This window comes from Phytohabitans sp. LJ34, from assembly GCF_052068095.1.
Lineage (GTDB): Bacteria > Actinomycetota > Actinomycetes > Mycobacteriales > Micromonosporaceae > Phytohabitans.
Genome location: NZ_JBQHDG010000013.1, coordinates 235,234 through 260,920, shown reverse-complemented (window position 1 = coordinate 260,920; position 25,687 = coordinate 235,234). Strand labels below are relative to the sequence as shown.

General features: G+C 72.6%; 25 protein-coding genes. 11 read left to right on the top strand and 14 right to left on the bottom strand.

Features of this window, described 5'->3' with window-relative positions:
- Positions 1-118 precede the first annotated feature (118 nt).
- Both ACTMTJ_RS23990 and ACTMTJ_RS23985 read right to left on the bottom strand, forming a co-directional pair.
- The gene (locus tag ACTMTJ_RS23990) at positions 119-1,501 is read right to left on the bottom strand and encodes an Hsp70 family protein (protein ID WP_441219952.1); all 1,383 of its coding nucleotides are present in this window, start codon (positions 1,499-1,501) and stop codon (positions 119-121) included.
- Positions 1,485-3,542 carry an Hsp70 family protein gene (locus ACTMTJ_RS23985; protein ID WP_441219951.1) on the bottom strand — a complete coding sequence of 686 codons (2,058 nt, stop codon included), beginning with the start codon at positions 3,540-3,542 and terminating at the stop codon, positions 1,485-1,487. The genes ACTMTJ_RS23990 and ACTMTJ_RS23985 overlap by 17 nt, the downstream gene beginning before the upstream one ends.
- 240 nt (positions 3,543-3,782) lie before the next feature.
- On the opposite strand from ACTMTJ_RS23985, the gene ACTMTJ_RS23980 reads away from it, so the two are divergent.
- The 3 genes from ACTMTJ_RS23980 (at position 3,783) to ACTMTJ_RS23970 (ending at position 6,314) form a co-directional block, all read left to right on the top strand.
- Positions 3,783-4,409: a sigma-70 family RNA polymerase sigma factor gene (locus ACTMTJ_RS23980; RefSeq protein ID WP_441219950.1), complete on the top strand. Its 627-nt coding sequence runs from the start codon at positions 3,783-3,785 to the stop codon at positions 4,407-4,409.
- Positions 4,406-5,167, top strand: coding sequence for an anti-sigma factor (locus ACTMTJ_RS23975; RefSeq protein ID WP_441219949.1), 762 nt, complete (start codon positions 4,406-4,408; stop codon positions 5,165-5,167). Before ACTMTJ_RS23980 ends, ACTMTJ_RS23975 begins: the two co-directional genes overlap by 4 nt.
- A 184-nt stretch (positions 5,168-5,351) precedes the next feature.
- Positions 5,352-6,314 carry a TRM11 family SAM-dependent methyltransferase gene (locus tag ACTMTJ_RS23970; RefSeq protein ID WP_441219948.1) on the top strand — a complete coding sequence of 321 codons (963 nt, stop codon included), beginning with the start codon at positions 5,352-5,354 and terminating at the stop codon, positions 6,312-6,314.
- Here the strand turns inward: ACTMTJ_RS23970 and ACTMTJ_RS23965 are convergent.
- Positions 6,311-6,778, bottom strand: a complete 468-nt coding sequence (locus ACTMTJ_RS23965) for a MarR family winged helix-turn-helix transcriptional regulator (protein WP_441219947.1) — start codon at positions 6,776-6,778, stop codon at positions 6,311-6,313. The two genes, ACTMTJ_RS23970 and ACTMTJ_RS23965, sit on opposite strands and share 4 nt — an antisense overlap.
- Positions 6,779-6,825: 47 nt before the next feature.
- Here ACTMTJ_RS23965 and ACTMTJ_RS23960 point away from each other — a divergent pair, with 47 nt between their 5' ends.
- Complete coding sequence (locus ACTMTJ_RS23960) at positions 6,826-7,191, top strand: VOC family protein (protein WP_441219946.1); 366 nt, start codon at positions 6,826-6,828, stop codon at positions 7,189-7,191.
- Between the two features lie 859 nt (positions 7,192-8,050).
- Here ACTMTJ_RS23960 and ACTMTJ_RS23955 read toward each other — a convergent pair.
- Positions 8,051-8,479: a CBS domain-containing protein gene (locus tag ACTMTJ_RS23955; protein ID WP_441219945.1), complete on the bottom strand. Its 429-nt coding sequence runs from the start codon at positions 8,477-8,479 to the stop codon at positions 8,051-8,053.
- Between the two features lie 203 nt (positions 8,480-8,682).
- On the opposite strand from ACTMTJ_RS23955, the gene ACTMTJ_RS23950 reads away from it, so the two are divergent.
- A complete protein-coding gene (locus ACTMTJ_RS23950; protein ID WP_441219944.1) occupies positions 8,683-9,606 on the top strand; it encodes an ABC transporter ATP-binding protein in 924 nt (307 codons plus the stop codon).
- Complete coding sequence (locus ACTMTJ_RS23945) at positions 9,603-10,328, top strand: ABC transporter permease (protein WP_441219943.1); 726 nt, start codon at positions 9,603-9,605, stop codon at positions 10,326-10,328. Before ACTMTJ_RS23950 ends, ACTMTJ_RS23945 begins: the two co-directional genes overlap by 4 nt.
- Before the next feature lie 47 nt (positions 10,329-10,375).
- Here ACTMTJ_RS23945 and ACTMTJ_RS23940 read toward each other — a convergent pair whose 3' ends face one another.
- The 3 genes from ACTMTJ_RS23940 to ACTMTJ_RS23930 form a co-directional block, all read right to left on the bottom strand.
- Positions 10,376-10,567 (bottom strand): DUF397 domain-containing protein, encoded by a 192-nt coding sequence (locus ACTMTJ_RS23940; protein ID WP_441219942.1) that lies wholly within the window; start codon positions 10,565-10,567, stop codon positions 10,376-10,378.
- A gap of 18 nt (positions 10,568-10,585) precedes the next feature.
- Positions 10,586-11,434 (bottom strand): helix-turn-helix domain-containing protein, encoded by an 849-nt coding sequence (locus ACTMTJ_RS23935; RefSeq protein ID WP_441219941.1) that lies wholly within the window; start codon positions 11,432-11,434, stop codon positions 10,586-10,588.
- Between the two features lie 304 nt (positions 11,435-11,738).
- Positions 11,739-13,214, bottom strand: a complete 1,476-nt coding sequence (locus ACTMTJ_RS23930; protein ID WP_441219989.1) for a sensor histidine kinase — start codon at positions 13,212-13,214, stop codon at positions 11,739-11,741.
- Between the two features lie 118 nt (positions 13,215-13,332).
- On the opposite strand from ACTMTJ_RS23930, the gene ACTMTJ_RS23925 reads away from it, so the two are divergent.
- Positions 13,333-15,636 carry an HAD-IC family P-type ATPase gene (locus ACTMTJ_RS23925; RefSeq protein ID WP_441219940.1) on the top strand — a complete coding sequence of 768 codons (2,304 nt, stop codon included), beginning with the start codon at positions 13,333-13,335 and terminating at the stop codon, positions 15,634-15,636.
- Here ACTMTJ_RS23925 and ACTMTJ_RS23920 read toward each other — a convergent pair.
- Entirely contained in the window at positions 15,596-16,258 is a 663-nt protein-coding gene (locus ACTMTJ_RS23920; protein ID WP_441219988.1) for a response regulator, read from the bottom strand. The genes ACTMTJ_RS23925 and ACTMTJ_RS23920 overlap by 41 nt on opposite strands.
- A 73-nt stretch (positions 16,259-16,331) precedes the next feature.
- Between ACTMTJ_RS23920 and ACTMTJ_RS23915 the strand changes: the two genes are divergently transcribed.
- On the top strand, positions 16,332-17,297 hold the full coding sequence (locus ACTMTJ_RS23915) for a S1C family serine protease (protein ID WP_441219939.1): 966 nt from the start codon (positions 16,332-16,334) through the stop codon (positions 17,295-17,297).
- Between the two features lie 39 nt (positions 17,298-17,336).
- Positions 17,337-17,918 (top strand): hypothetical protein, encoded by a 582-nt coding sequence (locus ACTMTJ_RS23910; RefSeq protein ID WP_441219938.1) that lies wholly within the window; start codon positions 17,337-17,339, stop codon positions 17,916-17,918.
- A 325-nt stretch (positions 17,919-18,243) separates the two neighbouring features.
- Here the strand turns inward: ACTMTJ_RS23910 and gndA are convergent, their stop codons facing one another.
- The 3 genes from gndA to ACTMTJ_RS23895 form a co-directional block, all read right to left on the bottom strand.
- Complete coding sequence (gene gndA / locus ACTMTJ_RS23905; protein ID WP_441219937.1) at positions 18,244-19,668, bottom strand: NADP-dependent phosphogluconate dehydrogenase; 1,425 nt, start codon at positions 19,666-19,668, stop codon at positions 18,244-18,246.
- Between the two features lie 87 nt (positions 19,669-19,755).
- Positions 19,756-20,547: a hypothetical protein gene (locus tag ACTMTJ_RS23900; protein WP_441219936.1), complete on the bottom strand. Its 792-nt coding sequence runs from the start codon at positions 20,545-20,547 to the stop codon at positions 19,756-19,758.
- A 130-nt stretch (positions 20,548-20,677) separates the two neighbouring features.
- Positions 20,678-21,625: a helix-turn-helix transcriptional regulator gene (locus ACTMTJ_RS23895; protein WP_441219935.1), complete on the bottom strand. Its 948-nt coding sequence runs from the start codon at positions 21,623-21,625 to the stop codon at positions 20,678-20,680.
- Positions 21,626-21,697: 72 nt separating this feature from the next.
- On the opposite strand from ACTMTJ_RS23895, the gene ACTMTJ_RS23890 reads away from it, so the two are divergent.
- Positions 21,698-22,825: an epoxide hydrolase family protein gene (locus ACTMTJ_RS23890; protein WP_441219987.1), complete on the top strand. Its 1,128-nt coding sequence runs from the start codon at positions 21,698-21,700 to the stop codon at positions 22,823-22,825.
- Here the strand turns inward: ACTMTJ_RS23890 and ACTMTJ_RS23885 are convergent.
- The gene (locus ACTMTJ_RS23885; protein ID WP_441219934.1) at positions 22,812-23,213 is read right to left on the bottom strand and encodes a hypothetical protein; all 402 of its coding nucleotides are present in this window, start codon (positions 23,211-23,213) and stop codon (positions 22,812-22,814) included. The two genes, ACTMTJ_RS23890 and ACTMTJ_RS23885, sit on opposite strands and share 14 nt — an antisense overlap.
- A gap of 43 nt (positions 23,214-23,256) precedes the next feature.
- Positions 23,257-24,042, bottom strand: a complete 786-nt coding sequence (locus ACTMTJ_RS23880) for an alpha/beta fold hydrolase (RefSeq protein WP_441219933.1) — start codon at positions 24,040-24,042, stop codon at positions 23,257-23,259.
- A gap of 68 nt (positions 24,043-24,110) precedes the next feature.
- On the opposite strand from ACTMTJ_RS23880, the gene ACTMTJ_RS23875 reads away from it, so the two are divergent.
- Positions 24,111-25,433, top strand: a complete 1,323-nt coding sequence (locus ACTMTJ_RS23875) for a PLP-dependent aminotransferase family protein (RefSeq protein WP_441219932.1) — start codon at positions 24,111-24,113, stop codon at positions 25,431-25,433.
- On the opposite strand, the gene ACTMTJ_RS23870 is transcribed toward ACTMTJ_RS23875, so the two are convergent.
- Entirely contained in the window at positions 25,434-25,658 is a 225-nt protein-coding gene (locus ACTMTJ_RS23870; RefSeq protein WP_441219931.1) for a hypothetical protein, read from the bottom strand.
- Positions 25,659-25,687: the final 29 nt, after the last annotated feature.

The window sequence follows — 25,687 nt, the reverse complement described above, 5'->3', positions numbered from 1 at the left end:
CAAACGCGAGCGTGAGCCGCGGGAGCAGCGGTGGCATTAGGTCTGGACCACCGCGCACGTTGCGGTAGCTCGAAATTCTTGGGATCGGGCTTCGAGGCAAGCCGACAGGGCCGACTCTCTACGGGCGGGCGAGCGCGAGCCAGTCGTGGGCGGTGACCTCCGTGCCTGGGGCGGCCAGCAGGCGGTCGAGGGTGCCGGGCACGCGGGCGGTGAGATCCCACATGGCGCCGCTGGTCAGGCGGACGCGGGCCAGCGGCACGCCCGCCACGTACGTCTGGCCGGGCGCGACAAGCCAGCGCAGCAGGTGGGCTGAGCCGCCCGGGATCGCGAACGACAGCGGCACCGACGGCTCGGGCGACGTGGCGGCGGTCACCCGGCGTGGGCCGCTGCGGGCCAGCCAGCGCGCCGCGCCCTGCACGGTGGCCAGCTCGGGCTCGTCGACGGTGCGGAGTGGGAGCCGTAGCGTCTGCTGGAGGAGCTCGGCCACGGCGGGCATGCGTGACCCGCCGCCCACGGTCAAGATGGCCGCGACCTGGTGTGGCGACACGCCCACGCGGGCCAGCAGGTCGGTGCAGCAGGACACCGTGCGGCCCAGCAGCGGTGCGGCCAGCGCGCCGAGGTCGGGGCGGCTGAGCCGGTAGGCGGGCGCGTTCGGCATGAAGAAGTCTTCGACCGTCGGGGCGTCGCTCAGCTGGTGCTTGAGGCGCTGGGCGAAGTCGGTGACCGCCATGCCCAGACGCAGCGCGGCCGGGTCGTTGGGGCTCGCGGCGGCGGAGGAGAGCAGCGGTGCGAGCCACTCCTGGCCCTCGGCGTGGATGCGGCCGGCCAGCAGCGCGTCGATGTCGCGGCCGCCGCAGTCGTCAAGCGCCGCGTGCCCGAGCACCTCGTGCCACCGCTCGCCGATGCGCAGGACCGCGGTGTCGAAGGTGCCGCCACCCAGGTCGTACACCAAGACGAGGTCGCCGGGGGTGAAGGGTGGACCAGCCACCGGCGCGAAGGCGGCCGCGACCGGCTCGGGTAGCAGCTCGACGGTCTCCAGGCCGGCGGCCTCGGCGGCGGCGAGCATGCGGGCGCGGCGCGGGTCGCCGGGGGCGTAGCTCGCCGGCACTGTCACCAGCGTGCGGGCGATCGGGCCGCCGTGCAGGCGCTCGGCCTCGGCGCGGAGCGCGGTGAGCAGCGCGACGACCTGCTCGACCGGGCGGAAGCGGCGCCCGCCCAGCATCACCGACGAGTCCGCCGCCAGCCCGCGCTTGAACTCGGCGGCGTACGACTCCGGCTCCGAGCGCTTGCGCCGCTCGGCCAGCGTGCCGACGAACATCTGCTGCCCATCCCAGAGGACGGCGGAGGGCCAGGTGGCGGCGCCGGTCACCGGCTCGGGCACGGGCCGGACCTCGTCGCCGGCGACCACGACGGCGGCCGAGGAGGTGGTGCCGAAGTCAACAACCAGCACTGGCGCGTCGCCCGGCCGGGACGGTGGTGGGGTCTCAGACGTGCCAGACATCGACAAGGCTCCTGCCCTCGGACTCCCAATTGGCCAGCAGGTGACGCCCGTCGGCGCTGAACCCGGCCAGTGCCCGCCGGCCCGGCGTCTCGTGCGCCCGGAACACCTCCTGCTCTGTCGCGATGTCGTGCACCAGCAGCACCCACGAGCCGTCGCTGGCCTCCAGCATGGCGGCGCGCAGCTGGCCGTCGGGGCTGGCGACGGTGGTGCCGAAGCCCTGGGTGCGGCTGCGGCTGGAGTAGTCGGGGTGGCGGCGGCTCCACGCCTCGTCGGAGACCTTGTCGATCCGGCTGCCGGTGCGGAGATCCCAGATCGTGAACGTGGAACGCCGGTAGCGCCCCACCGCTTTGCCCTCGGTCTCGGTGGCCAGGCGCCACTCGACCTCGTTGACCCGCACGTCGGACGTGCCGCCGGTGTCGCGGAAGCGGGTCGCGAGCTTGCCCGTGTCGACATCCCAGACCGAGAACCAGCCCTCGGCATCCCACGCGATGAGGCAGAGCCGCCCATCCGGCCCGACGAAGACCCGACCGCCCACGGGCGCGGCGCCGCCCAGCTCCGGGACGAACTCGGCGGTCACGGCGGTGTCGCCGACCGCCCGGTATCGCACGTATCGGCCGGCGCCGTCGCACTCCACCAGGCGCTGGCGGTCGGGGGTGAGCAGCCAGGAGCCGGCGACATCCAGCCGGTGCTCGAGCGGCGGGGCGTGCTCGGCGAGCGCCTTGGGCGTCTTCGCGGCCGAGGCGACGAGCACCGGGCCGACCTGCTGGCCGGGCGCGGCGCGGTGGGCGAGCAGGGTGCCGGCCTGGGGTGCGACGAGGTCGAAGACGCGGTCGTCGGGCACCCGCACCCGGGCCACGACCGCGCCCGCGGGATATGGCTGGCCCTCCGCGACGAGCCAGCGCACCAGCTCGGCCCGGCCCCCGGGGATGTCCCAGGCGACCGGCTCGACCCGCCAGCTCGGCCGCTCCGCGGGCACCGCGCGGCTGAGCGCGCCGACCGACCAGCGGGCCGCGCCGCGGGCCACGGCCAGCTCCGGCTCGGCGGCCCGGCGCACCGGGTGGCCGAGCGCGCCGCGCAGGGCCGGCTCGACCATCGGCAGCCGCGCGCCGCCCCCGGCGAGCACCACGGCACTCACGTCGGCCGGCGCGGCACCGGCGGCGGTGAGCACGGCGTGGCAGCTGGCGGCCAGCCACCGCAACGCCGGCTCCGCGAACGCCGCCAGCCACTCGCGGGTCAGCCGGTAGGGCGGCGCGATCGGCGTGAGGTGGTCGGCCACCTCCTCGGCGTCAGCGAGCTGGTGCTTGAGCCGCCGCACGAAGTCGATCGCCTCGTAGTAGGCGCGCAGCCCCGCGTCGCCGGGTGCGGCGAGCAGCGGCTCGAGCCACGGGCGCCCCTCGGAGCGCAGATCGTCGATCAGCAGGGCGTCGAGGTCGTGGCCGGCGGCCGAGGTTTCCTGGGCCAGCTGGACGGTGTGGTTGCCCCGCACCCGCACGAGCGAGACGGTCCAGGTGGCGCCGAGCACGCAGACCAGCACCAGCGCCCCGGACGGCAGCCCGCTACCGGTCTCCGGGTCGAGTGCCGCCGCCACCGCGCTGGACAGCAGCTCCACATCGGAGAAACCGGCCATCCCGCCAGCCGCGATCAGCACGTCGCGACGCGGGTCTCCCGGCCCGTACGACGCGGGTGTGGTGAGCGTCACGCGGTCGATATCCGCGCCATACTGCTGGCGGGCCTCGCCGCGCACGGCCGTCAGATAGGCGGCCAGCGCCTCGCCGCCGGTGACCTCCCGCCCCTCCAGCCACATCGACGCCTGCGCGTCGACGGCCCGCCGCGGCCCGTCGATGTAGCGCCGGGGGATGGCCCGCTTGCGCCGCTCGGCGGCGGTGCCGACCAGGTAGCCGGCGTCGTCGAGGCAGACGGAAGACGGCCAGACCAGGCTGCCGGTGCCCGGCTCGCGCAGGAGCCCGGACTGGTCACCGACGACCAACGCGACGCGGGCAGCCGATGTGCCGACATCGACCACCAGGATCGGCTCGGCCATGAGGGATCCTCAAAGGGGTTTTGATACGCGGCTGGGAGTTTTCGAACTACTGGGAGTTCCGGCATAGTTTCCGCGAGTCTTACGGCCGCGTCCACCCTCCGGAGGGGTACTGCACAAGCCAAGTGGACGATATGGATGCAGCAGCAACACGTTGGTAACAATCGATCAAGCAATCCGGGTACCGTACGGCTCCGAAGTACCGATATGGGCGCGCAAATGATCGGCGAGAGGCTGGCTTTCATGAGCGACGGCGCCAACGACGGGCCGCGTCGGGCGGACCACCTGTCGGCCGTACCCCCGCTGGCGCCGGAGCCCGCGATGGAGGCCAACGAGTTGCTCCGCGCGGTGGCGCGGGGCGACGAGGCCGCGTTCGAGCGCCTCTACGACCTCGTGGCCCCCCGGGTGTACGGGCTGGCCCGGCGCGTCCTGCGTGACCCCGCCCAGGCCGAGGAGGTGGCCCAGGAGGTGCTCGTCGAGGTGTGGCGCACCGCCAGCCGCTTCGACCCGGCGCGCGGCTCGGCCACCGCGTGGGTCTTCACGATCGCCCACCGCCGCGCCGTCGACCGGGTCCGCTCCGAGCAGGCCGGCGCCGATCGGGCCCGCCGCCTGGCCGCCACGCAGGGCGAGACTCCGTACGACGAGGTGGTCGACCAGGCCACCGCACACCTGGAGCAGCAGCAGGTGCGGCGGTGCATCCAGACGCTCACCGGCCTCCAGCGCGAGGCGATCACGCTGGCCTACTACGGCGGCTACACCTACCGCGAGGTCGCCGAGCTGCTCGACACCGCGCTGCCCACCATCAAGACGCGCATGCGCGACGGGTTGATCCGGCTGCGCGACTGCCTGGGCGTGGAGGTGACCGCGTGACGACAGACGTCCACGCGCTCGCCGGGGCGTACGCGCTGCACGCGCTCTCCGACGTCGAACGGGCCGCCTTCGCCCGCCACCTGGCGGAGTGCGAGTCCTGCGCGCACGAGGTGGCCGAGCTCCAGGAGACCGCCGCCCGGCTGGCCGACGGCGCCTGGTCGGTGCCGCCGCCCCGGCTGCGCGGCAACGTGCTCGCCGAGATCCGCCAGACCCGCCAGGTGCCTCCGGGGCATGCGGACCGCCCGGCTCGTGCCGCCTCACCCGCCGCAGGCGGCTTGCGGCGCCGGTCGCTCGCCGTCGCCGCGGCCGCCGCGGTGGTCCTGGCCGCGGGCACGGGCACGGTCTCCTATGTCGCGCAAGAGCAGCGGGTACAGGACGAGCGGGCCACCGCCGAGGCCCTGCGCGCGGAGGCGGCCCGGGTCGAGGCCGTGCTCGCCGCCTCCGACGCGCAGCTGCGTTCCGCGCCGGTGACCGGTGGCGGCCAGATCACGATGGTGCTCTCGGAGAGCCTGGACGAGGGCGTGGTCATGCTCTCCGGCGCCCGCGCGCCTGGCGCCGACCGGGCGTACCAGCTGTGGTTCATCGCCGCCGGCACGACCGCCTCGCGCGGGGTGCTCCCGGCCGGTGAGGGCGGGGCGACCAAGCTGATCGACAAGATCCGCGGCATGGACACGCTCGGCGTCACGATCGAGCCGTCCGACGGATCCTCCCGCGAGCCGAGCGCCCCGGTCGTGGCCAGCGTGCCGGTGCGGGCCTGAAAATTCGTTTCCGGCCGCGGCTACGGTGATCGCATGACGTTCTTCTTCCTCGCCCGCTGACCCCCACTGGCGGGTCGTGGGCCATTCCCACCGCTGGTGATGCGGGGCGGCGAGGCGCCGTCCCGGGTCCTGCCGCGGGAGAAGAACGATGCGCGCGCGCCTCCTGGCGCGGACGGTGCGAGGCATGGAAATCCTGGTCGCCAGCGAGATCCGCGAACGCGGTCTCGGCCACGTCGACCTCATCGGCCACCGCGAGGTGCACTTCACCTCGCCGGATCCGGCCGCCGCGACCCGTGCCCTGCCCACCGCCGACGATGTACTGCTCGTGGCCGCCGTGCTGCACGGCATCGGCCACACCAAGGACGACCTCCGCCACCTCACCGAGCTGGGCGACCTCTCGTGGGCGCCACGCCGGCCGCTCGACGTCTCCGCCACGGTGGTGGGCGCCCGCCGCTTCGGCCGGTACGACGTCGAGGACGCCGTCGGCGCGTACCTGTCGAGCGTGCTGGGCGTGCCCTACCACTCGCGCCGCGGCGGCGTACGCCCACCGCCCGGCACCACCTCGTGGCGGGTGACGATCGAGGGCAAGCGGGCCACGGTGGCCGTACGCCAGGCTGACCGTCCCGCCCACCGCCGCGACTACAAGCGGGCGAGCGTGCCCGGCACGCTGCACCCGCCGGTGGCCGCCGCGATGGTCCGGCTGGCCGGCGTCGGGCGCGGCGATGTGGTGCTCGACCCGTGCTGCGGCGCGGGCACCCTGCTGATCGAGGCGTCCAGCACGGGAGCCCGCCTCTACGGCGCCGACCGTGACCCGGCGGCGCTGCGTGCCGCGCGCACGAACGCCAGCGGGCTTGGCCTGCGCCTGCTCCACGCCGACGCGGGTGCCCTGCCGCTGCGGGCCGGCGGCGTCGACCGCATCCTGGCCAACCCGCCATGGGAACGCCAGGTGCCCGCGCGGGGCACGCTCGCCGCCGACCCGACCCGGCTGTGGTCCGAGCTTCGCCGCGTGCTCCACCCGTCGGGCCGCCTTGTCGCCCTGCTCCATGGCGACGCTCCGCTGGAGGGCTGGCACCCGCTGGCCCGCCACCCCATCCGGGTAGCCGGCGCCGAAGCCACGATCGTGGTCGCCGCGCTCCGGTCGGGCTAGAGCCGGGCGGCGATGATCTGGGCGGCGCGGCGGAGAATCGCCAGGTCGCGGGGCGACGCGCCGTCCAGCAGACCGGCCACCGCGCGCACCCGGGCCGCCCGGCCGCGCTCCAGCAGGCGGCGGCCGGCCGCTGTCGGCGTCACCAGCACCACGCGGCGGTCGGTCGCCGAGCGCTCGCGCACCACCAGGCCGTCCGCCTCCAGGGCGGCCACCAGCTTGGTGATGGCCGGCGGCGAGACCTGCTCGATGGCGGCCAGCCGGGTAATGGGCTGCGGCCCGGCGAAGACGACCACCGACAGCAGTGACGCGCGCGGACCGTCGAGGTCCATGCCCACATCCCGGGCGCGCGCCAGGCGCAGCAGCCGCAGCGCCGCCGAGTGCAACAGGTTGGCAGTCTCGTGGCGCTCGTCGGCCGGCACTCCCGCGGGCCGCCCAGGCAGCCGTGCTTGCCTCGACTGCTTCACCATGGTTAACCTTTTACCATAGTTAAGCATCTGTCCGGGAGGTGGCCATGGCACTCGGTCCGGTGGCCCAGATCCACGTCAGCGTGCGCGACATCGACCGTGCGGTGGTGTTCTACCGTGACGTGCTCGGCATCCCGCTGCTCTTCCAGGTGCCCGGCCAGCCGATGGCCTTCTTCGCCAGCGGTGACGTCCGGCTCTACCTTGGTGTGCCGGAGCGCGAAGAGTTCGCCAGCCGGTGCACGCTCTACTTCCGCGTCGACGACATCGATTCCGAGCACGCCCGCCTCGTCGCGGCGGGCGTCGAGTCGTTCGGCCCGCCACATGTCGTGCACCGTGACGGCGCGACCGAGCTCTGGATGTCGTTCTTCACCGACCCCGACGGCCACAAGATAGGCCTGATGCAGGAGCGCTAGTGTGGCCACCGCACGAGAGACCCTTCGGAGTCGCGGAGTCTGCCAACGATAGATCTTGGTACGAATTGGCCCCCCGAGGGGCAGCTCCATACCAAGATCCCTCGGGGGCGTGGACCCCGATGGGCTTGTCCGGCGGGCCTGGCAGCGGAGGTCGGGGATCTCGGCGAGCCGCCGGCCGGAGCGGTGCCCGCGGGAGCATACGGTCCGCAGCTGACGCGGACGGGGGCAAATCTGCTTTAAAAGCATCACCGCGCGATCAGCGGTGACCTCGACTGCGAAAGCTCTCTAGAGACCTTTCGGAGTTAGGGTCGCCGCGGTCTCGGGCTCGATTCAAAGGCAGATTTGAGCTACCGCGATGTCCGTCGTGGTCCAGACCGCTGCTCCCGCGGCCTCACCCGTCCGCCGCTGGTCACGCTCACCCCGCGCGTGGTTCGTTTGTCCCCAATGCCCCGTGCCGAAGCGGCGGGCAACAGACCGGACAGATGCGCCGTCACCGCGAGTAACCGCCGCGGTGGCGTGAACGGTGTCCGGTGCGAGATCTTGGAGAGTTTGGGCGCTATTTCAACCCTAAGCGTTCTAGATCCAACGCCTGACCCCGTAGCTGGTGACGCTGTGTCAGGATGCTGGCGGTGGTCGGGGCTTGTCTCGCGGAGCTGGCAGTGGACGGCCGGGGATCTCGGCTCGCCCTGGCGAGCCGCCGGCCGGGAGCGGTGCCCGCGGGAGCATACGGTCTCCAGCTGACACGGACGGGGGGAAATCTGCCGGAGCGCCGCCACGCGCGTAACCCCAACTGCGAAAGCTCTCTAGAGGCGGCGTGGGAGCGGGGGCGCCGAGGTGGCGCCCCCGTCCGAGCGAGCGGTCAGTTGGTGGGACTCGCCGAGTAGATGCTCTCGGCGAACTGGTGCAGGCGGTGCTCGTCGAGGTGTACGGCGAGGTCGGCTTCGCTGATCATGCCGACGATGCGCTGACCCTCCATCACCGGCAGGCGGCGGATCTTGTTGCTCTGCATGAGGCGCAGCACCTCGTCCTGGTCGGCTTCGACGTCGACCCAGATCGGCGTGCCCTGCGCCATGTCGCGGGCGGTCATCGAACGGGGGTCGCCGCCCTCGGCGACACACCGCACCACGATGTCGCGGTCGGTGATGATGCCCTTCAGGCGGTCGTCTCTGCCGCAGATGGGCAGCGCGCCCACCTGGAGGTCCCGCATCATCCGGGCGGCGTTCTCCAGCGTGTCGTCTTCGGCGATGCACTCGCATCCCGGATGCATGATGTCGCGAGCGGTGCTCATGGTGCTTCTCCTTCCTCCGGCCGCGTCGTCGAGGCCGGCGGACGACGGCGCTCGCGCACTGCCCGGGGCGGAGCGCCTCAGCACTCACCGTAACCGTCAGGGGAGGGCCACGCAGGGCAAAGGCCAGACCTGACGAAAGTCAGGGGGAGCGGGTGACGATCGGGCCCTGCGGCGGTCACCCACCCGTCCATAGCGTCGGCCGTATGACGATCACTGTGACCGGCCTGACGAAACGGTACGGCGCGACCACGGCGGTGCACGACATCTCGCTGCGGATCGCGCCGGGTCGGGTGACCGGGTTTCTCGGGCCGAACGGCTCCGGCAAGTCCACCACCATCCGCATGATCCTCGGGCTGGACCGGCCCACGGCGGGCACCGCTCTGGTCGGCGGCAAGCCGTACGCGGAGCTGAAGAGTCCACTTCGGACGGTTGGTGCGCTGCTCGACGCGCGGGCGGTGCATCCGGGGCGGAGCGCCCGCAACCACCTCCGGATGATGGCGCGGAGCAACGGAATCCCGGAGCGGCGGGTGGGCGAGGTGCTGGACACGGTCGGCCTCGGCCACGTGGCGCGCAAGCGGGCCGGCGGCTTCTCGCTCGGCATGAGCCAGCGTCTCGGCATCGCGGAGGCGCTGCTCGGCGACCCCGAGGTGCTGATCTTCGACGAGCCGGTCAACGGCCTCGACCCCGACGGGGTGCGGTGGGTGCGCCAGCTGATGCGCGCGCTCGCCGCCGAGGGCCGCACCGTCTTCGTCTCCAGTCACCTCATGAGCGAGATGCAGCAGACCGCCGACCACCTGGTCGTGATCGGCAAGGGCCGGATCATCCGGGACGCCCCGATCGCCGAGGTGATCGCGGGCAGCTCGACCACGGCCATCCGGGTGCGCACCCCCGACGCCGAGGTGCTGCGCGACCGCCTGGCGGCCGCGACGATCGCCGCGCACCACACCGGGCCGGGCGAGCTCACCGTCTCCGGCGCGCCGATCGAGCGGATCGGTGACATCGCGTACGAGGCGGGCGTGCGCGTGCACGAGCTCAGCCGCCGGGACGCGTCGCTGGAGGAGGCCTACCTGGAGCTGACCGCGGCGAGCGTCGAGTACGCCACACCCGTGCCCGGGGAGGGCCGATGACCGCGGCGGCCGAGTGGGTGAAGCTGTGGACGGTGCGGTCCACGTGGTGGTGCCTCGCGAGCAGCGTGGTGCTGATGGGCAGCTGCGCCTTCCTGCTCGGCAACGACTTCGCGTACGACCTGGAGCACCCCGAGCAGCAGTCGGTACGCGACACGGCGGCCCTCACGCAGTCGATCGCCGAGCCCGCGGCCGGGTCGGTGTCGCTCGCCCAGTTCGCGGTGATCGCGCTCGCCATGCTGGTGATCACCGCGGAGTACTCCTCCGGCACGATCCGGGCCACGCTGCGCGCGGTGCCGGTACGCGGGCGGGTGTTGCTGGCGAAGGCCGGGGTGGCCGCGGCGGTGACGTTCGCCGCCGGGCTCGTGCTGGCCGTCGCGGGCCTCGCCGCCGCCCGGCTGGGCCTGCGCGACTACGCGGTGGTGGACGGCGGCGAGGCGGTGGCGGTGGCCGTGCGGATCGCGGCCTACCTGGCGCTGATCGCGATCTTCAGCGTCGGCATGGGCGCCGCCCTGCGCAGCGCGGTCGGCACACTTTCCGCCGTGCTGGTGCTGCTTGTCGGTCTGTCGATGGTGGTGCCCGAACCGGCGTCCGACTACCTGCCGGGCGTGGCCGGCGGCAGGTTCGTGGCGGACGGCGACGCGGGCGGTGCGCTGATCCTGGTGGCCTGGACGGCTGCGATCCTGGCGGCCGGCTACGCGGTGCTGAGGCGGCGCGACGCCTGAGCGGGCGGCGGGAGTGCGGCGACCGGGCCGCACTCCCGCCCAAGGGTTTACGGGCGGTCGAACTCGCCCAGCTGGACGCCGTCGAGAAACTCCTGCCAGCGGTCCTGGTGGAAGCCGAGCACCGGCCCACCGTGGTCCTTACTGTCTCGCATCTCGACGGTGGCGGCGTCACGGCGCGCTTCCACACAGTCGCCGTTGTTGTAGCTGCGCGAGCTCTTGCGCCAAGAGTTCGTCAACACAGAATCGTTCTCACATTCTTAGGGGGCAGCCATGGCGGATTCGATCTTAGTAATCGACTCGCCTGGATCGAGCGCTAGACGGTTAAATCGCTCGAACGTTTCTTGGTACGGCCGGATGCTACCGGCGCGTTCAAACCGTCCCCCTGCGAAATCCTCGACGTACACCGTATCGGGGACATCGGATTCCAGATAGATCACGACGAAGTGATGGAAGCTGCCGATCGGGCTCGTCTGCTCGTCGAGGAGGATCCGCAGGTCGACGTTTGGCAGCCGGGCCGCCCAGATCAGGTGGCGCAGCTGGTCGCGCATGATCTGGGCGCTGCCCACCCGCTGGCGCAGCACGTTCTCCTGTAGGACGAGGGAGAGGCGCAGCGGGTCGGGCTTGCGGAGCACCTCCTGCCGGCGCAGCCGCACCTGCACGCGGTCTTCGACCTCGCGCTTGCTCAGCTGGGGGAGGCCGCTCTCGAGCAGCGCGCGGGCGTACGACTCCTGCTGGAGAAGGCCCGGCACCACCCCCGGCTCGTACGAGTCGAAGCGGGTCGCCTCGTCCTCGAAGCCGATGAAGGTCGCGTACGGCTCCGAGATCGAGCCGCTGAACTCGCTCCACCAGCTGCGCGCCCGCCCCCTCTCGGCGAGGGACAGCAGCTCGGCGCGGCGCGCGGCGTCGTCCACTTCGTACAGGTCGAGCAGGTCGCGCAGATCCCGCCCGCGGATGCCGATACGGCCACCCTCCACACGGGAGATCCACGACGCGGAACGTTCGACCCGCTCGCCGACCTGCTCGCCGGTCAGCCCTCGCGCCTGCCGCAATGTCCGCAGTGCGAGTCCGAGCCGGCGCCGCTGGACGGTCGGGCTCGTGCCGTCCACGACTCCTCCCTCCCGTGACACGACACATTTGAACATGTACAACCGCGGCGGCGCGGATCCAAGCCCCTGGGGCGAAACGTACCATGAATGATCATGTTGAGTCTCTTGCAAATGCGACTCGCACAAGCCATGCTCATGTGACAGGAGCGGCGGGCTTCCTGCCAAGCCTGCCAAGCTGCCTCCAGCCCCCGCTCCTACCAATCTCCGGCCGGGTCGGCGACGCCGAGGGCAAGGGCGCCCCGCGTCGCCGCCCGGCGCGGACCTCCTGCCGCAAATGCTGATCTGTCAAATTTGGGACAGCGGGTCATGGGCGGCTGAGCGCGTCCTTCGCGATCAGCCGGCCGTCCGCGAAGCACAGGCGGTAGATGTCGAGCTGTGCCCGCAGCACGTCTCCGTGTGAGCGGTAGTAGAGGCAGTCGCCGCCGGGCCCGTCGTCCTCGGCCGGAGCGTCCAGCCACTCGCGGTCCGGCAGCACCCGCTCCACGGCGGCCCGGTCCATGCCCACGTCGAGGCGGGCGTACCGGTCCGGCGGGAGCACGGAGTTTTCCGTCGCGTACACGTAGTAGGCCACCGCTGTCCCGCCGAGCACCGCGCCCAGGGCCACGGGCACCGCGACCGCCGCGATCAGGCCGCGCCGGGCCTGGCGCTGCACGAGCCGCCGCCGGTCGGTCGAAGACTCGGGCGTCGGCGGTGCGGGCTCGGCCGCGTACGGCAGCCGGGCCACCACCTCGAAGCCCCCGCCGGGCAGCCGGTCCGCCGTCAGCGTGCCGCCGGCAAGCCGCACCCGCTCACCGAGCCCTACCAGGCCGCGCCCACCCGGTGTGACCGAGGGGAGTGGGCCGGCGGGCGGTGGCGCGTTTCTGACGGTGACCGTCGCCTCCGCCTCGCCGTGCCGGATCCGCACCGTGACCGCCGCACCCGGCGCGTGCTTGTTGGCGTTGGTCAGCGCCTCCTGCACGACCCGGTGCGCGGCCCGGTCGACCATCGGGGGCAGCGAGCCCGGCTCAGCGTCGAGGTCGACGGCCATGCCCGACTCCTTCGCCCGGCGTACGAGCTCGGCGATGTCCTCGTCGACCGGCCGGATCGGCGCCGCGTCGGTCCTGTCGCGCAGCACGCCGATGATCTGGCGGAGCCGGTCGGTGGCCGCCCCCGCGCTGGCCCGTAGCTCACCGGCCGCCGCGCGGTGGCGCTCGTCGAGGCCGGGGTCGAGCTCCAGCGCGCCGGCCCGGAGCGCGATGAGGCTGAGCTCGTGGCCGAGCGAGTCGTGCATGTCCTCGGCGATCCGGGTGCGCTCGCGCAGCCGTACCTGGTCGGCGGCCAGCCGCTGCTCCCGCTCGAGCTGCTCGGCGTGCTCCCAGCCGGCCGCGACGAGGTCCTGCTGCTGCCGCCGGTAGCGGCCGACCAGCCAGGGAAAGAGCCCCGCGTACACGAGCACGCCGGCCATCTGGGTCCAGACGAAGAAGCCGGCGTCGACGAGCACGTACGGCGTGGCGACCGCCACGATCGCCAGAAAGCCGATGGCGGCCGGCACCACGCTCGCCATCCGCCGGCCGACGAGGTAGGAGACCACCGGCAGCGCGAACGAGAAGTTGCCGTCCACGGCGGTGAGCGCGACCACGATGAACAGCGAGGCGAGCGGGAAGCGCCGGCCCACCACCACCGCCGCGCCGAGCCCGGCGATCGCGAGCACGAGCAGCCAGAACGGGTATCCGCGATGGCCCAGCCAGCCGGTCACCGGCGCGAAGGCGAGCACCACCCAGAGCAGGAGGTCGGTCGCCATGCGTCGCACAGCCTCGACGTTAGCGCTGGTCCAGGGGGTGGAACCCTGCCGAAAGTCAGGGTCATCGGGTGACGATCGACCGGGGCGGTGGTCCCCGCCGCCTACCTACCGTGGCCCCATGCTGCGCGTGGAGACTGGCCTGACCGCACCCGAGGTAGCCGAGCGGATCGCCGCCGGCCAGGTGAACGACGTACCGGCGCGGTCCAGCCGGAGCGTCGGGGAGATCATCCGGGCCAACCTCTTCACCCGGATCAACGCGATCATCGGCGTCCTGCTGATCATGATCCTGACGGTCGGCCCGATCCAGGACGCCTTGTTCGGCGGCGTGATCATCGCGAACACCCTGATCGGCGTCATCCAGGAGCTGCGGGCAAAGCGGACGCTCGACCGGCTGGCGATCGTCGGCGCCGCGCGGCCGGTGGTCCGCCGCGAGGGGCACGCGGTCGAGGTGGCCGCCTCGGAGATCGTCCTGGACGACCTCGTCGAGCTCGGCGCGGGCGACAAGATCGTCGTGGACGGCGTGGTCGCCGAGGCCGAGCACCTGGAGGTCGACGAGTCGCTGCTGACCGGCGAGGCGGACCCGGTCGTCAAGAAGCCGGGCGACCAGGTGCTCTCCGGCAGCTTCGTGGTGTCCGGCGCGGGCTCCTTCACCGCCACCAAGGTGGGCCGGGAGGCGTACGCGGCAAGGCTCGCCGAGGAGGCCAGCCGCTTCACGCTCGTCGACTCCCAGCTGCGCAACGGGATCAACACGATCCTGCGGGTGGTCACCTGGATGATCATCCCGACCGGGCTGGCACTCGTGGCCAGCCAGCTCTTGGTCAACCGGGACGACCTGCCCGAGGCGGTACGCCGCATGGTGGGCGGGCTGGTGCCGATGGTGCCGGAGGGGCTGGTGCTGCTCACCTCGGTGGCGTTCGCGGTCGGCGTGATCCGGCTCGGCCGGCGAAACACGCTCGTGCAGGAGCTACCCGCGATCGAGGGCCTGGCCCGGGTGAGCGTCGTCGCGCTCGACAAGACCGGCACGCTGACCGACGCGGAGATGGCCGTGGCCGAGGTCCGTGCCGTCTCGCCGGCACCGGTCGAGGCGGTCCTCGGCCTCCTCGCCGCCGCCGACGAGCGCCCCAACGCGAGCATGCGCGCGATCGCCGCCGCGTACCCACAACCACCACAGTGGACAATCAGCGAGCGGACGCCGTTCTCGTCGGCGCGGCGCTGGAGCGGCGCCGTGCTCACCGCGCCCGACGGGACCATCGCGACGTGGCGGATCGGCGCCCCGGACGTGCTCCTGCCGGCCGGCCACCCGTTGCTCGCCGATGCCGACACCTTCGGCGCACGCGGGCTGCGGGTGCTGCTGCTCGCCGGTGACGACGGGCCCGCCGCGCTCGTCGTGCTCGCCCAGCGGCTGCGCGCGGACGCCCCGGAAACGCTGCGCTACTTCGCCGAGCAGGGCGTGGCGGTGAAGGTGATCTCGGGAGACAACGCGGTCTCCGTCGGCGCGGTGGCGCGGGCGCTCGACCTGCCCGGCGCCGACCGCCCGGTGGACGCCCGCACGCTCCCCGAAGACCGGGAGAAGCTGGCCGACGCGGTCGAGGAGGGCACGGTCTTCGGCCGCGTGGGACCACAGCAGAAGCGTGACCTCGTCGCCGCGCTCCAGGCCCGCGGTCACACCGTGGCGATGACCGGCGACGGGGTCAACGACGTGCTCGCGCTCAAGGACGCCGACATCGGCGTGGCGATAGGCTCCGGCAGCCCGGCGACCCGCGCGGTGGCGCAGATCGTGTTGCTGGACAACAGCTTCGCCGCGCTGCCGTCGGTGGTGGCCGAGGGGCGCCGGGTGATCGGCAACATCGAGCGGGTCGCCAACCTCTTCCTCACCAAGACCGTGTACTCGGTGCTGCTCGCCGTCATCGTCGTGCTGAGCCAGGTGCCGTACCCGTTTCTCCCCCGCCACCTCACGCTCATCGGCTCGCTGACGATCGGCATCCCGGCGTTCTTCCTCGCGCTCGCGCCGAACACCGAGCGGGCCCGGGGCGGCTTCGTCGGGCGCGTGCTGCGTTTCGCCGTACCGGCGGGTGCGCTCGCGGCGGCGGCCACGATCACGTCGTACCTGACCGCCCGCGGCGTCTACGACGGCAACCTGGAGGCCGAGACGTCCGCCGCCACCCTCACGCTCTTCCTCGTCGCGCTGTGGGCGCTGGCGATCATCGCGCGGCCGTACACCTGGTGGCGGATCCTGCTGGTGGCCGCGATGGGCGGCGCGTTCGCGGTGGTGCTGGTGGTCCCGTTCCTCCAGGATTTCTTCCAGCTGGAGCTGGTCGGAAGCCGCGCGCCCGGCCTGGCGGTGGCCATCGCGGCGGCCGCGGGGCTGTCGCTGGAGCTGGTCACTCGTCTGCTGCGACAAGCCCCGCCTCGTACGCGATGATGGCCGCCTGCACGCGGTTGCGCACGCCGAGCCGGGTCAGGATCGCGCTCACGTAGCTCTTGACCGTCCCCTCCACGAGGAAGAGCCGCTTCGCGATCTCCGCATTGGACAGTCCCGCGCCGACGAGGGCCAGCACGTCGCGCTCCCGCTCGGTCAGCGCGTCGGTGCGGGTGCGGGCCGCCGCGCCGCGGCTCATCCGGCCGTCGCGCAGCTCGCTGATGACGCGCTGGGCCACGCGCGGCGAGAGGAACGCGGCGCCGCCGGCCACCGCGCGCACTCCGGTGATCAGCTCGCGCGGATCGCCGGACTTGAGCAGGAAGCCGCTCGCGCCGTCGCCGAGCGCGCGGGCGATGTACTCGTCCTCGCCGAACGTGGTGAGCATGACCACCGCGGTCTCCGGCGCGGCCCGGCGGATCTCCGTGGCGGCCGCGAGGCCGTCGAGGCGCGGCATGCGGATGTCCAGCAGCGCCACGTGAGGGCGGTGGGCGAGCGTGAGGTCGGCCGCCTCGCGGCCGTCACCGGCCTCGGCCACCACCTCGATCTCGTCGTCGGCGGCGAGGATCGCCTTCACACCGGCCCGGATCATCGCCTCGTCGTCGGCGAGCAGCACACGGATCACCAGGCCGACGCTACCCGGGCCGATCGTGCGTCAGATCGATATGGGCGAGCTTGCGCCTCGATGCGATCCTTGACCGGTGACCACTGCGCACGGACCCGGGGGAGGCGGCCCGGGCTCCGAGGAGCCGACCGGCCGCGTCCCGCTCCCGGTGCCCGCGCAGGCTCCCCCGCCCAGCTATCCACCTCCGGCATTGCCCCCGCCGCCCGGCTATCCGCCGCCGGCACCGGTCTCCGGGGCCGCCGCCTCGGGTGCGCCCAAGCCGCGCCGCGCGGCGTTCGTGCTCGCCGTCGTGGCGGTCGTGCTTACGCTCGGGCTCGGCACGGTGGCGATCATCCAGGCGCGCCAGATCAGCGACCTGCGCGGCGACCTGACCACGGCCCGCGCCGACGCCGAGCGCGTGCAGTCCAGCGACGACCAGCGACTCGACAGCCTGGAGGGCCAGGTCAGCCAGCTCGGCGAGCAGGCCGGCAAGGTCTTCGACCCGCAGGCGGTGGCCGCGGCCGTGCTGCCCAGCGTCTACCGCATCAGCGCGGGCAAGCTGACCGGCACCGCGTTCGCGGTGGGCACCCCCCGCTCGGGCACCAGCCGGCTGCTGACCGCCTACCACGTGGTGCAGGAGGTCTGGGGTCGCGGCGCCAACCGGGTCCAGCTGGAGCGCGACGGCCAGACCTTCGCGGCCACCGTGACCGACGTCGACCAGTTCAACGACATCGCGGTGCTGTCCGCGGAGTCCGAGTTCGCCGGCCTGGCCACGTCGACCGAGCCGGTGAAGTCGGGACAGCAGATCGTCGTGGTCGGCTCGCCCCTCGGCCTGACCGACAGCGTCACCGTCGGCGTGGTGAGCGCGCTGCGCGAGAGCGACGGCGGCCGCGGCGCGCTCATCCAGTTCGACGCCTCGATCAACCCGGGCAACTCCGGCGGCCCGGTCGTCAACACCTCGAAGCAGGTGGTGGGCATCGCGAGCCTCAAGGCCCAGGACGCCGAGGGGATCGGGCTGGCCACCCCCATACAGACCGCCTGCGCCAAGTTTCGGGTCTGCTAGGCAGGCCTCACAGAGTCCAGCCCCTCAGGAGGAAGAGCGATGACCCACCCCGGGTACCAGCCGGAAGACCCGCAGCAGCAGTACCCGCCGCAGTCGCCGGCCTACCCCGGCTACCCGCCGCAGCCGCAGCCCACTGGGAGCTGGCCCTCGACGAGCACTCCGCCGTACGCCATCTCCGGCGCACCGCAGGCCACCGGTGTCCCTTATGGACAGCAGCCGGCGGGGCGGTCGTCGATGCTTGTGGCGGTCGTGGCGGCGGTCGCGCTCTTCCTGCTGGCCGGCGTGATGACCGGGTTGTACGTGGCGAAGAGCAGCCAGCTCGGCGACACGCGGGACACGCTCAACAGCCAGGTCTCGGATCGGGACGACACCATCAAGGCCAATAACGACAAGATCACCAAGCTCGAGGCCGACCTCAAGACGGCGACCGACGACCTGGCGAAAAACAAGGAGTCGCTCGACAAGGTCACCAAGGAGCGCGACGTGCTGCTGCCGTGCATGCGGCGCTTCACCGAGGCGGTCGACGCGGCCGACGCCGACAACGACGCCGCGCTCAGCACCGCCCTGCGCCAGGCGACGACCGCCTGCGAAAAAGCGCGGACCGAGGTCGAAGACTCATAAGAGGCACGTGCACATTTACCCCGGTCCGCGTCACCTGCGGACCGCCGCTCCCGCCGGAGACCGCAGAGGTCGGCGGCTCGCAGAGCGAGCCGAAATCCCCGACCTCCGCTGCCACCTCCGCGCGCCAAGCCCTCCCCACCCGCCCCAAGAGGGCAGCCCTCTTGGGCGTGAATTCCCAGCGGGGTCCCGTATACCCGCCCAGACAGTGACAGGGCTGCCCTCTTGAGGGCGGCGGGGGCGAGGCGTGATCGGGATCAGCCGCCCGGGGCCGCCTGACGAAAGCGGCGGGGTCCCACGAGGGGCCCCGCCGCCGGCGTAGCGAAGGTCAGGCGGAGACTTCGCCGCGGTCGCCGCCCCAGAGCACGTGGAAGCTGCCCTCGCGGTCGACCCGGCGGTACGTGTGCGCGCCGAAGAAGTCGCGCTGGCCCTGCACCAGCGCGGCCGGCAGGCGCTCGGCCCGCAGCCCGTCGTAGTAGGCCAGCGCGGACGAGAAGCCGGGCACCGGTACGCCCAGCCACGTGGCGGTCGTCACGACCCGCCGCCAGGCGTCCTGCGCGCCGCGCACGGCCTCCTGGAAGTAGTCGTCGACGAGCAGCGAGGGCAGGCCCGGGTTGCTGTCGTACGCCGACTTGATGCGGTCGAGGAACTTGGCCCGGATGATGCAGCCGCCACGCCAGATCGTCGACATGGCGCCCGGGTCGATGTTCCAGTTGTACTCGGCGCTGCCGGCCTGGATCTGGTTGAAGCCCTGCGCGTAGGCGACGATCTTCGACGCGTAGAGCGCCTGCTCGACGTCTTCCACCAGCAGGTCGGATGCGCCAGTCGGCACCGGGCCGGGCAGGTGGCGGGCGGCCGCGCGCAGGTCGGCGTCGCCGGAGAGCGAGCGGGCGAAGACCGCCTCGGCGATGCCGCTGACCGGGACGCCGAGGTCGAGCGCGATCTGCACGGTCCAGCGGCCGGTGCCCTTCTGCTCGGCCTGGTCCTGCACCACGTCGACGAACGGCTTGCCGGTGGCCGCGTCGGTGTGCGCGAGCACCTCGGCCGTGATCTCGATGAGGTACGAGCCGAGCCGCCCCTGGTTCCAGCCGCGGAAGATCTCGGCGATCTCGGCGGGCTCGCGGCCCGCGCCGCGGCGCAGCAGGTCGTACGCCTCGGCGATGAGCTGCATGTCCGCGTACTCGATGCCGTTGTGCACCATCTTTACGAAGTGTCCGGCGCCGTCCGGGCCGACGTGGGTGCAGCACGGCGTGCCGTCGACCTTCGCGGAGATGTCTTCCAGCAGCGGGCCGAGCGCCTCGTACGACTCCGGGGAGCCGCCGGGCATGATGCTGGGCCCGTGCAGCGCGCCCTCCTCGCCGCCGGAGATGCCGGCGCCCACGAAGTGCAGCCCGCGCTCGCGCAGCGCCTGCTCGCGGCGGCGGGTGTCGGCGAAGTGCGCGTTGCCGCCGTCGACGATCATGTCGCCCGGCTCGAGCAGCGGCGCGAACTCGTCGATCACGGCGTCGGTGGGCGCGCCGGCCTTCACCATGATCACGAGGCGGCGGGGTCGCTCCAGGCTCGCCACGAACTGCTCCGCGGTCTCCGCGGGCAGGAAGGTGCCCTCGTGGCCGAACTCCTCGACCAGCTCCTTGGTCCGGCCGTACGAGCGGTTGTGCACCGCCACCGCATGGCCGTGCCGCGCCAGGTTACGGGCGAGATTGCGGCCCATGACCGCCAGCCCCGTGACCCCGATGCGCGCCAACTCCGTCATTAGGTCTTCCTCCCTCACGGCCGAGCAATGGCTCGATTCTGCACTACATACGTAGTCTGCCGGCCAGGAGATGAGATCAACGCACGGCTACCGGCGTTCCCGGATGGTGCGCGCGGCGTTGCCGTGCCACGCGCCGCGCACGCCGGGGCGGCCCGCCGGCTGGGTGCGCAGCAGCTTGCGCCGGGCGCGCAGGAGCAGCGTCAGGCCGAGGAAGACCATCATCCCGCCGACCGCCAGGCCCACGGGGAGCAGACCGGAGCCGCCGGTGTTGGCCGCCGGGGTGGTCGGCCCGCCGACGCCGGCGCCGGCGATCGGGGCCTCCGCCTCCTCGCTCGGCTCGACGGCCTCCTCCTCGGTCGGCGTGGGTGAGGGCGAGGGTGAGGCGTCACCCTGGATGTTGCGGGTGGCGGTGTCACTCTCCAAGAACTCGTTTCGGGCGTCGTACGCCTCGGCGCGCAGCGACAGCCGGCCGCCGGTGGCGTCGTCGTCGAACGCGATCGTGTAGCGCGCGGTGACCGTACGACCACGGCACAGCGTGCCCGGGTCGAGGCGCTCGTCGGTCAGCCGCCCCTCGGCGCCGTTGGCCTGGAAGTCGACCGGAAACGAGCCGTCTTCCTCGCGCCGGTCGATGGTGATCTGGTCGAGGCTCATGTTTTCCACGCTGAGCACCAGCGACCAGCGCACCTTGATGCACTCACGGCCGCGCTTGGTGGCCACCACGGTCATCTGTGCCGGTGCCTCGCCCGCCTCGAACTGCCCGGTGACCTCGGAGATCCGCACCGTGACCCCCTGCGCCGCGGAGGCGGGGGAGGTGGCCACGGCAGTGGATACGACGAGGACGCCGAGCACCACGCCCAGACGACCTGCGAAACGCCACACGCTCCTCACCCCCGGGTGGACCCAAATCTCCAGACGCCACGCTAAGTCGGGTCGTGGGGAGAGCGAAAGGCACCGTATTCGCGCCTTTCGCGGATGAAGGACATGACAAACACGACTAGTGGTGAACCGGTCACCCGCTGGCCCTGACGAGCCGCTGCGCGAGCGCCCGGATGTGGTCGACCAGCTCCGGCGGGTCGAGCACCTCGAAGTCGATCCCCTTGAGTCCGATGTAGAGGGCCATCTCGTCGAGCGAGTTGCCGCCCGCGTGCAGGACGCAGCTGTGCTCGTCGACCGCCTCCAGCCGCGCGGCCGTTGGCGACGCCATCTCGGCGACGACCTCCACCGGCGCGTGCATGAGGATCCTCGCCTGGTACCGGTACGGCGCGGAGGCGACCGACTGCGACACGTACGCGGCGGCGTCGGCGGGCAGCTCGCGCGGCTGGAAGCGGGGGCCGGTGGGCGTACGCGGGGCGAGCCGGTCGACCCGAAACGTGCGCCAGTCGGCCCGTCCGGTGTCCCACGCGACCAGGTACCAGCGCCGTCCTGTGTGGACCAACCGGTATGGCTCTACGTCCCGCCGGCTCTCCGTGCCGTCCGCCTGCCGGTAGTCGAACCGGAGCCGGTGGCTGTCGCGGCACGCGGACGCGATGGCGGTCAGCGTCGCCGGGTCCACCGTGGCGCCGCCGGCGGTGAGCGGCACCGTGACGCTCTGGAGCGCGTTGACGCGGTGGCGCAGGTGGGACGGGAGCACCTGCTCCAGCTTGGCGAGCGCGCGTACCGACGTCTCCTCGATGCCGGCCACGGACCCGCCGGCGGCGGTGCGGAGCCCGACCGCTACGGCGACCGCCTCCTCGTCGTCGAGCAGCAGTGGCGGCAGCGCGGCGCCCGCGCCCAGGCGGTAGCCGGCGACGCCCGGCACCGCGTGCACCGGGTAGCCGAGCCCGCGCAGCCGCTCCACGTCGCGCCGCACCGTACGCGGGGTGACGCCCAGTCGCTCGGCCAGCTCGGCGCCGGACCAGTCGCGCCGGTTTTGCAGCAGGGACAGGAGCTTGAGCAGTCGCGCCGAGGTTTCCCACATGCGCTCCAGATTGCCACGGAGCTAGGACCGAACTTGACCTAACCAGCTCCTAGCGTGGTGTTCATGACGAAAATCGAGAGCTTCCGCATCGACGTTCCCCAGGCCGACCTCGACGACCTGCACCGCCGGCTCGACGCCACCCGCTGGCCGGACGAACTGCCCGACGTGGGCTGGACCCGAGGCGTGCCACTGGCCTACCTGACGGAGCTGGCCGACCACTGGCGCCACCGGTACGACTGGCGGGCGCACGAGGCGCGGCTCAACGAGATCCCGCAGTTCACCACCGAGATCGACGGGACCCGCGTGCACTTCCTGCACGTCCGCTCGGCGGTCGAGGACGCCACGCCGCTGGTGTTGATCCACGGGTGGCCGGGTTCGGTGCTGGAGTTTCTCGACCTGATCGGGCCGCTGACCGACCCGGCCGCGCACGGTGGCGACCCGGCCGACGCCTTCCACGTCGTGATCCCGTCCCTGCCCGGATACGGCCTCTCCGGCCCGATCCGCGAGGCGGGCTGGACCGACGGGCGGGTGGCGAAGGCGTTCACCGAGCTGATGGCGCGGCTCGGCTACGAGCGCTACGGCGTGCAGGGCGGTGACGTGGGCTCCTTCGTCGCGCCGGAGATGGGCCGCTTCGCGCCGGAGAACGTGATCGGCGTGCACGTGAACGGGCTCGTCACGTTTCCCACCGGCGAGGAGGTCTCGCTGACCGAGCGGGAGCAGGAGCGGATGGCCCTGTTCCAGCGCTTCCAGGACGATATGAGCGCCTACATGCAGGTCCAGGGCACCCGGCCGCAGACGCTGGCGTACTCGCTGACCGACTCGCCGACCGGCCAGCTCGCCTGGATCGTGGAGAAGTTCTACGAGTGGACCAACCCGGCGGTCAAGCTGCCCGAGGACGCGGTCGACCGGGACTGGCTGCTGACCAACGTGATGCTCTACTGGCTGACCAACACCGCGCGCTCCTCGGCAAACTCCTACTACGAGCGCTTCCACGACACGAGCATGTGGACACCGAAGGAAAAGTCGCCGGTCCCGACCGGCGTGGCCGTCTTCACCACCGACATCTCGATCCGCCACTTCGCCGAAAGCGGCCACACGATCACGCACTGGGCCGAGTACGAGAGCGGCGGCCACTTCGCCGCCCTGGAGACGCCCGACCTGCTCGTCGCCGACGTGCGCGAGTTCTTCAGATCGCTTTGAGGAGGTCCTCGTTCCACAGGTCCGCGTACTCCTGGGCCTGCTCCGGGCTGTCCCACAGGGGCGCCGGACGGTGCTCGTCGCGTATCCAGGGCCGGGTAAGGGCGGCATGTACGGCAGGACTGTAGACCGGGCGAACCCGATAGTCGATCAGGCCACGGCGCGCGATGGTGATGTTGATGTACCGGTGCCCGCGTCCGCGGTGCCGGCCGACCACGGTGACCTTTCCGTAGGAGTCCTGAAAGCCCGCGCGCAACACCCAGAGCCGCGCACCGGGGCCGAAGTGGCGAAGGCCGGACCGGATCACCAGGCCGCCGTGGCCAGTGTCGACCTCCCGTGCGACGTTCGCGACGACGCACCAGGTCAGGGGAAAGGGCCCGGCGAGGTTCACAGCCTCGATGATGGTCGTGGGCTGGCCACCCCGCAACGCGGTATCAGAGGGACTTGAGGAACGACTGGAGCGCCTCGTCGAAGTCGGCGGGGCGCTCCAGGTTGGGCATGTGTGCCGCGCCCTCGACCACGACCAGCGTCGCGTCCGGGATGGTGTCGCTCATCAGGCGCGCGTCGGCCAGCGGCGTGAACTCGTCCTCCGCGCCGACCACCACCAGCGTGGGCACCGCCACCTCGGCGAGCATCGCGACGTAGTCGGGGCGCTCGGCCCGCCCGCGCAGCGCGGCCGCCGCGCCCTCCGGGTCGGTGCCGCGCATCATGCCCAGCACGTGCATGATCACCTCGGGTGGCGCGCTCCGGGACACCATCTTGTGCAGCACCTCGCCGGCGTACGGCCCCATGCCCTCGCGGAGCAGCCGCTCGGCGGTGGCTCGGCGCCGCTCCCGGCCCGGCTCGGTGTCGGCCGGCGCGGAGGTGTCGGCGAGCACCAGACCGCGGAGGCGGTGCGCGAAGAGGCGGTGGCACTCCAGCACGATCTGGCCGCCCATCGAGAGTCCACCGAGGACAAACCGCTCCACGCCCAGCCGGTCGAGCAACCCGGCGATGTCGCGGGCGAAGACGTCCAGCGTGGTCTTGCCGGGCACGACCGTGCTCTCGCCGTATCCCCGGAGGTCGGGGGCGATCACCCGCCAGCCGGCGCGGCTGAAGTGCGCGACCTGCGGCCGCCACATGCTCCGGTCGAACGGGTGCCCGTGCACCAGCACCAGCGCGTCGCCGGTGCCCTCGTCGTCGTACCCGATCGTGATGTCTCCGATTGTCGCCGTAGCCATGCATCGAGGCTATGTGGTGCAATAGCTAAGTGCAATGACGTCATTGCACCGAGTGCAATGGGGGTCTTGTGGACGACTACCGCCTCATCGCCGACGCGTTGGCCGGTGACATCGCCGCCGGGCGGCTGCGGCCGGGCGAGCGGCTCCCGACGCAGCGGGCCTTCGCCCGGTCGCGGGGCATCGCCAGCTCCACCGCCGCCCGGGTGTATGGCGAGCTGATCCGCCGCGGCCTGGCCACCGGTGAGGTCGGCCGGGGCACGTTCGTCCGCGCCGCCGCGCCCCCGGCCCAGCCCGCGCTCACCGAGCCGGCCGGCGCGCTCGTCGACCTGGAGCTCAACTTCTCGGTGCTTCCCGAGCAGCCGGCGCTGCTCGCCCCCGCGCTGGAGGGCCTGCTGCGCGCGGACGCGCTGGCGCCCGCCCTCGCGCCGGCGACGGTCACCGGGCCGCCCGGCGCCCGGGAGGCGGCCGCGCCGGTGCTCGCCCGTGCCGGCTGGACGCCCGAGCCGGAGCGGATCCTTTTCGCCGGCAACGGCCGGCAGGCGATCGCCGCCGCGGTCGCCGCGCTCGTGCCGGTGGGGGAGCGGCTGGGCGTGGAGGCGCTGACGTACCCGGTGGTCAAGGGCATCGCCGCGCGGCTCGGTGTCACGCTCGTGCCGCTGCCGATGGACGCCGGCGGCCTGGTGCCGGAGGCCCTGCGTGACGCCCGCGTGCGCGCCGTCTACCTCCAGCCCACGCTGCACAACCCGCTGGGCGTGACCATGCCGCCCGACCGCCGCGCCGCGCTGGCCGCCACGCTCGACGAGCTGGATGTCTACGCGATCGAGGACTCGGTCTACGCGTTCCTGCGCGACGAGCCGGCACCGCTCGCCGTCCACGCGCCCGCGCGGACACTGGTGGTCGACAGCCTCTCCAAGCGCCTGTCGCCCGGCCTTACGCTGGGCTTCGTGGTCACGCCCGGTGGCGCCGTCGCGGATCGGGTGGCGGCGGCGCTGCGTTCCGGTGGGTGGGCGGCCGGCGGCTTCGCGCTCGCGGCCGCGACGCGCTGGATGGCCGATGGCACGACCGCCGCCCTCGTCCGCGCCAAGCGACGCGACGCCGCGGAGCGCCAGCGCGTCGCCGGCAAGATCCTCGACGGGTACGCCCTGCGTGGCGACCCGCACGCCTACCACTGCTGGTGGGAGCTGCCGGAGCCGTGGCGGGCGGAGACCTTCGTGGCCGCCGCGGCCCGCCACGGCATCGCGGTCACCCCGGCGGCGGCGTTCGCCGTGAGTCCGGCCCACTCGCCCAACGCGGTGCGCCTGGCCCTCGCGGCCCCACCCGTCGACACGCTCTCCGTGGCCCTGGATGTGCTCGCAGCCGTGGCCCGCGGTGACTACCCCGGGGTCGAGTGACTACTTGGCGCCGTCGGAGAGGTTGACCAGCGCCTGGGCGGCCTTGAAGTACTTGCTGCGACCGAGGTCGCCGATCGTGGTGATGTTGAAGGCACTCTTGAGAAGCTGCGCGTCGCCCTCGCTCACGCCCGAGAGCGCGGCCACCGGGGCGTCCACGAGCTCGGCGAGCGTCTTGTCCTCGTAGGCCTTGTCGAGCAGCTTCGCGAGATCCGCACTTACCGCCACAGGTCCTCCCAGATCGGGTATCACCCCGG

Bases quoted from the DNA above. Each gene is read 5' to 3' on its own strand.
- ACTMTJ_RS23990 (WP_441219952.1), bottom strand. From the start codon at position 1,501: ATGTCTGGCACGTCTGAGACCCCACCACCGTCCCGGCCGGGCGACGCG.
- ACTMTJ_RS23985 (WP_441219951.1), bottom strand. From the start codon at position 3,542: ATGGCCGAGCCGATCCTGGTGGTCGATGTCGGCACATCGGCTGCCCGC.
- ACTMTJ_RS23980 (WP_441219950.1), top strand. From the start codon at position 3,783: ATGAGCGACGGCGCCAACGACGGGCCGCGTCGGGCGGACCACCTGTCG.
- ACTMTJ_RS23970 (WP_441219948.1), top strand. From the start codon at position 5,352: ATGGAAATCCTGGTCGCCAGCGAGATCCGCGAACGCGGTCTCGGCCAC.
- ACTMTJ_RS23960 (WP_441219946.1), top strand. From the start codon at position 6,826: ATGGCACTCGGTCCGGTGGCCCAGATCCACGTCAGCGTGCGCGACATC.
- ACTMTJ_RS23955 (WP_441219945.1), bottom strand. From the start codon at position 8,479: ATGAGCACCGCTCGCGACATCATGCATCCGGGATGCGAGTGCATCGCC.
- ACTMTJ_RS23950 (WP_441219944.1), top strand. From the start codon at position 8,683: ATGACGATCACTGTGACCGGCCTGACGAAACGGTACGGCGCGACCACG.
- ACTMTJ_RS23945 (WP_441219943.1), top strand. From the start codon at position 9,603: ATGACCGCGGCGGCCGAGTGGGTGAAGCTGTGGACGGTGCGGTCCACG.
- ACTMTJ_RS23930 (WP_441219989.1), bottom strand. From the start codon at position 13,214: ATGGCGACCGACCTCCTGCTCTGGGTGGTGCTCGCCTTCGCGCCGGTG.
- ACTMTJ_RS23925 (WP_441219940.1), top strand. From the start codon at position 13,333: ATGCTGCGCGTGGAGACTGGCCTGACCGCACCCGAGGTAGCCGAGCGG.
- ACTMTJ_RS23910 (WP_441219938.1), top strand. From the start codon at position 17,337: ATGACCCACCCCGGGTACCAGCCGGAAGACCCGCAGCAGCAGTACCCG.
- gndA (WP_441219937.1), bottom strand. From the start codon at position 19,668: ATGACGGAGTTGGCGCGCATCGGGGTCACGGGGCTGGCGGTCATGGGC.
- ACTMTJ_RS23895 (WP_441219935.1), bottom strand. From the start codon at position 21,625: ATGTGGGAAACCTCGGCGCGACTGCTCAAGCTCCTGTCCCTGCTGCAA.
- ACTMTJ_RS23880 (WP_441219933.1), bottom strand. From the start codon at position 24,042: ATGGCTACGGCGACAATCGGAGACATCACGATCGGGTACGACGACGAG.